6 protein-coding genes are annotated in these 4,896 nt (G+C 56.3%); all 6 read right to left on the bottom strand.

Features of this window, described 5'->3' with window-relative positions; genetic code table 11:
- Window positions 1-138 precede the first annotated feature (138 nt).
- The gene (gene tolR, locus C0623_03865) at window positions 139-561 is read right to left on the bottom strand and encodes a protein TolR (GenBank protein PLY02420.1); all 423 of its coding nucleotides are present in this window, start codon (window positions 559-561) and stop codon (window positions 139-141) included.
- Window positions 562-1,230, bottom strand: a complete 669-nt coding sequence (tolQ, locus tag C0623_03870; GenBank protein ID PLY02421.1) for a protein TolQ — start codon at window positions 1,228-1,230, stop codon at window positions 562-564.
- A gap of 68 nt (window positions 1,231-1,298) precedes the next feature.
- Window positions 1,299-2,051 (bottom strand): hypothetical protein, encoded by a 753-nt coding sequence (locus C0623_03875; protein PLY02422.1) that lies wholly within the window; start codon window positions 2,049-2,051, stop codon window positions 1,299-1,301.
- Window positions 2,032-2,808 (bottom strand): GTP cyclohydrolase I FolE2, encoded by a 777-nt coding sequence (locus C0623_03880; protein PLY02423.1) that lies wholly within the window; start codon window positions 2,806-2,808, stop codon window positions 2,032-2,034. Before C0623_03880 ends, C0623_03875 begins: the two co-directional genes overlap by 20 nt.
- A gap of 2 nt (window positions 2,809-2,810) precedes the next feature.
- Window positions 2,811-3,503: a 7-cyano-7-deazaguanine synthase QueC gene (gene queC / locus C0623_03885; protein PLY02424.1), complete on the bottom strand. Its 693-nt coding sequence runs from the start codon at window positions 3,501-3,503 to the stop codon at window positions 2,811-2,813.
- A 28-nt stretch (window positions 3,504-3,531) separates the two neighbouring features.
- On the bottom strand, window positions 3,532-4,896 hold a 1,365-nt coding region (gene pyk / locus C0623_03890), incomplete at its 5' end, for a pyruvate kinase (GenBank protein ID PLY02425.1).

The following is a 4,896-nucleotide window of genomic DNA, read 5'->3' on the forward strand; positions in this document are numbered from 1 at the left end:
GCCGGAGAACAGGAGAAACAACAGGACATGCAGACCAGATGAAATCAGAAAGGCGCGACCGAGTTTTGGCTCGATGTCGGTCGGAACGCCACGTCGTATAAAACGATTTCCGGACATATCGATTCGCAGGGGACTCCGTTATCTCTTTGGCTGCTGGGTCACCATGCCGACCCGCGAGATACCGGCGCTTTTGACCGCCGCCATCACCTGCATCACCTCAACGTAGGCGACCGCCTGATCGGCCTCAAGGAGTACGCTTTTATCCTTGCGCTCCTTCATCACCTGCTTGAGGAGCGGAATCAGCTTGGCTGTGGTATTGACCCGGGATTGCCCGATCGAAATCCGGCCACGCCGGTCGACGGTAACCACAACGGGCTCTTCCTTGCTGGCGATACCGGGCGCATTTTCAACTTCCGGCAGGTTGACATCGAAACCCTGCTCCATCATCGGTGCCGTCACCATGAAGATAATCAGCAGCACCAGCATAACGTCGACAAACGGGGTGACGTTGATCTGCGACAGGGTGCGGCGACTGCCGGTATCGCGACTGCCGACTTCCATCTATTTTCTCCGGCTCATGTGTTCGATGATGTTGAGGAACTCCTGGCAGAAATTATCCATCTCGCCGGTCAAAACCGAAACCTTGCTGATGAAATGGTTGTAGGCGACAACCGCCGGGATCGCCGCGACCAGTCCGATCGCCGTCGCCACCAGCGCCTCGGAGATTCCGGGTGCAACAACGGCCAGCGAGGCCGATCCGGTCTGGCCGATGCTGCGGAAGGAATCCATGATCCCCCAGACTGTGCCGAACAGCCCGATAAACGGCGCCGTTGAACCGGTGGTTGCGAGAAAAGGGAGATATCTTTCGAGCCGATGAATCTCCTGGGTGGTCGCCCGCCGCAGGGCCCGGCCGACGCTGTCGGCACCACGCAAATCGATGCCGAAGGAGGGGTCATCGCCTTCCTGATTGCGCTGGTTCTTGGCCAGTTCATGATAACCCTCACGAAACAGTACGGTGAGCGGTGACTGGGCATACGTTTTCAGGTTCTGCTGAATCAGGTCGAACCGTTTCTTGCTCCAGAAAAACTCGAGAAACGCTTCCGAATCCTTTGCCGCCCTGTGAATCATCTTGAATTTGAGAAAGATGATGGCCCAGGATGCGACCGAAAACAGAACGAGAATCAGCAGGACAAGCTTGACAATCGGGCCAGCGCCCATAATCAGATCCAAAATCAGACCTCCCTCGGAAAAATAGAATACCTGTAATTATCAGCCATCACCCATTTCAAGTCAACGTCTCACTCCGATTGACTCAGGTAAGCGGCAAATTGCCGCCGGGCAAACCGGGCCGTGGCAGAGTCGGGCGAGCGTTGCAACAGTTCGGCCAGGCTGGCGATATCGTCGACATCACTCCAGCCACCATACTCGCAGTAGCGCAATTGAAATTGCCGGGCCCGCTGGCGGGTTGTCGCAAGAACCGAACCGGTGCTCCAGTTGACATCGTCGAAAAGCTCGGGACAGGGACGCGAACAGCCGATCAGCACGTAGCCGCCGTCAGTGGCCGGAACCGTCACCACATCATGCTCGGCGAGTTTCCTGTATGCGCCTCTTACCTGGGCGACCGGGAGATCGGGGCTGTCACTGCCGATCAGGGCGACCGGACCCGATTCTGTACTTAACAACCGCAAAAAAGCTTCGCGCATACGCACCCCGAGATCACCATCGGCCTGGCGATAAAGAGGAAAGCTGCTGAAGTTCTGGTCAAAATAGTCGCATGCACCGGCATAAAAAAGGACGACACTGAAACCGGCGGTTGCAAAACGCGAGATCGTTTCCTGCATCGCTACGGCATAGAGCCGGGCCGATTCCTCCGGCTGCAGTGGTGGGGTCAACCGGGTCTTGACCTGACCGGCAACCGGCGTCTTGACAAAAACCCCGAGGTGCGGCCCCGGTTTACTGCTGTTTATTGCCAACTTTTTGTTTCGACTTGGGTTTTCCACTGTTTCCACAGAGTTATCAACAGAAGGGGTGCTACCGTTCGAGCATGGCATAGGCCGAATGGTTGTGGATCGATTCGAAGTTTTCACACTCAACGCGAAACCACTCTATCCCCTCGATACTGCTCAGTTTCTGGGTGACGGCCCGGACAATATCCTCAACGAACATCGGATTATCGTAGGCCTGCTCGGTGACCGCCTTTTCATCCTCCCGCTTGAGCAGCGAGTAAACCGGAGAACTGCCGCACTCTTCAACCCAGCTGATCAGCTCTTCGATCCAGATAAAGCGCTCCATCCGGATATCGACGCGGACTTCGCTGCGCTGATTGTGGGCACCGCGCGTGCTGATTTCACGCGAACAGGGGCAAAGTGATGTGACCGGGACAGTGACGCCGAGAACAAAGTCGGTTTTTTCGTTTTCATCGAGCAGTCCATGCAATCGGCATTGATACTCCATAAGCCCTTTGGCCCTTGAGACCGGGGCTTCCTTTTCGATGAAATAGGGGAACTCCATTTCGACATGGGCACTGCTTGCTTCGAGCCGCTGTTTCATCTGCGCGAGAATTTTGTCCATATTGCGGATCGTAATTTCGCCGCGATGCTGATTGAGAATCTCGATGAAGCGACTCATGTGAGTCCCCTTGAAGTGCTCGGGCAGATCGACATACATGTTGATTCGCGCCACCGTATGCTGCTTATCATGGCTCCGATCCATAACAACGATCGGATAGTGGATATCCTTGACTCCAACCTTGTCGATCGCGATATTGCGGGTATCGCGCGTTTTCTGTAAGTCGGGCATCTGGCTCATATTCATTCAACCTCGATAGCGTAGGCAACCGGATCTTTGTAACCGGCCTCGCGAAAACCCTTGAGTCGCAATTGACAGGAATCACAGGTGCCACAGGCAAGATCGTCGGCGGTCGGGTCATAGCAGGAGTGGGTCAGGCTGTAGTCGACACCAAGGCTGGTCCCGAGAGTGATCGTCTCTGCCTTGGTCAAGCTAATCAGTGGCGTATGGATTTTCAAGCCTTTCTGCTCAACTCCCGATTTCGTTGCCAGGTTGGCCATTGCTTCATAGGCGGCAATATATTCCGGCCGGCAGTCGGGATAACCGGAGTAATCGAGGGCATTGACGCCGATAAAAATATCATTCGCCCCGAGAACCTCGGCCCAGGCCAGGGCATAGGAGAGGAAGATGGTATTGCGTGCCGGGACATAGGTCACCGGGATGGCATCATCGATCGGCCGGCCTTTCGGAACTTCGACGTCGGCGGTCAGGGCGCTGCCGCCGAACTGGCGCAGATCGATATCGACCACCCGGTGCTCAACCGCTCCGATCCGGGGGGCATACTCTTTCGCCTTGACGAGTTCAACTGAGTGACGCTGGCCGTAGGAGAAGGAGAGGGCGCAAGGTGAGAACCCTTCGCTTCTGGCAATCGCCAGGCAGGTCGTCGAATCGAGACCGCCGCTGTAAAGGACCACTGCTTTTTTCAATCTCAACATACTCCGGATAGATATTGCATCGAAACCATCAATAAACTTCGAAAAAGGGTCCGGTTCCCAGGCGGTGAACCTTCATCAGGTTCGTCGTTCCCGGATCCGACACCGGGCTGCCCATGGTAATGACGACGACATCACCACGCTCGAGTTCGCCCGAATCGAGTACCGCTTTTTCGACCGACCGGATCTGCGCCTCGGTATCACCTTCGATGTCGACCCGGATCGAGCGGACCCCGCGATAAAGAGCCATGCGCCGGCGTACCGCCTGGGTCGGAGTGACCGCATAAATCGGCAGATAGGGGCGATACTTGGCGACCAGCGCCGCCGTGCTGCCGGTCTGGGTAAAGGCGAGAATAGCTGACGCTTCAACGGCCTCGGCCGTCCGGCAGGCAGCCTGTCCGATCGCTTCCGGGAGTTCCCGGTAGCCCTTGGCTTCCGAGATCGGGTGGAAGCCTCTCGACAACAGCTGCGAATCGGTTTCGACATCGACTGCGACCCTGACCATCAACCGGACCGCTTCGACCGGATACTTCCCCGAGGCGGTTTCTGCCGAAAGCATGACGGCATCGGTCCCGTCGAGAATAGCGTTGGCGACATCCGAAGTCTCGGCCCGGGTCGGCCGGGGATTGACAACCATGCTCTCGAGCATCTGGGTCGCGGTGATAACCGGCTTGCCGGCGGCATTGCATTTACGGATGATGCTTTTCTGGATCAATGGTACCTTTTCCGGTCGTATTTCAACACCGAGATCGCCGCGGGCAACCATGATACCTTCCGCTGCTTCAAGAATATCATCAAAATTTTCGACCGCTTCCGGCTTTTCAATTTTGGCGATCAGGCTGATGCTCGCTTTTTCTGCGGCCAGCCGATTTTTCAGATCAACAACATCGGCGGCTGTACGGACAAACGAGAGCGCGATGTAGTCAACGCCTTCTTTGATGCAAAATTCAAGATCGGCTATATCCTTGTCGGTCAGCGCCGGTGCCGAAACGTCAACCCCGGGCAGGTTTATCCCTTTGCGATCCTTGAGCGTACCACCGACGATAACCTGGCAGGTTACGGTTTCGGCTCCGGTTGCGGTCACTTCGAGTTCAAGCAGACCATCGTCAAGCAGAATCTTATCGCCCTTGCGCACATCCTGCGGCAGTTGCCGGTAGGTTGTCGGAATCAGCTGGCCACTCCCCTCAACCTCACGGGTCGTAATCGTAACCTCTTCTCCGGCCCGAAGCGTCATCACACCACCGGCCATCAGGCCGGTCCTGATTTTCGGCCCCTGCAAATCGCCGAGGATAGCCACCGCCCGCTGCCTTTTCTTTGAAGCCTGGCGGATCCGGCGGATGATCTCCGTCTTGTCCTGTTGGCTGCCATGGGAAAAATTAAGCCTAAAAACGTCAGC

Source organism: Desulfuromonas sp. (genome assembly GCA_002869615.1).
Lineage (GTDB): Bacteria > Desulfobacterota > Desulfuromonadia > Desulfuromonadales > UBA2294 > BM707.

Bases quoted from the DNA above. Each gene is read 5' to 3' on its own strand.
- tolR (PLY02420.1), bottom strand. From the start codon at position 561: ATGGAAGTCGGCAGTCGCGATACCGGCAGTCGCCGCACCCTGTCGCAG.
- C0623_03875 (PLY02422.1), bottom strand. From the start codon at position 2,051: ATGCCATGCTCGAACGGTAGCACCCCTTCTGTTGATAACTCTGTGGAA.
- C0623_03880 (PLY02423.1), bottom strand. From the start codon at position 2,808: ATGAGCCAGATGCCCGACTTACAGAAAACGCGCGATACCCGCAATATC.
- queC (PLY02424.1), bottom strand. From the start codon at position 3,503: ATGTTGAGATTGAAAAAAGCAGTGGTCCTTTACAGCGGCGGTCTCGAT.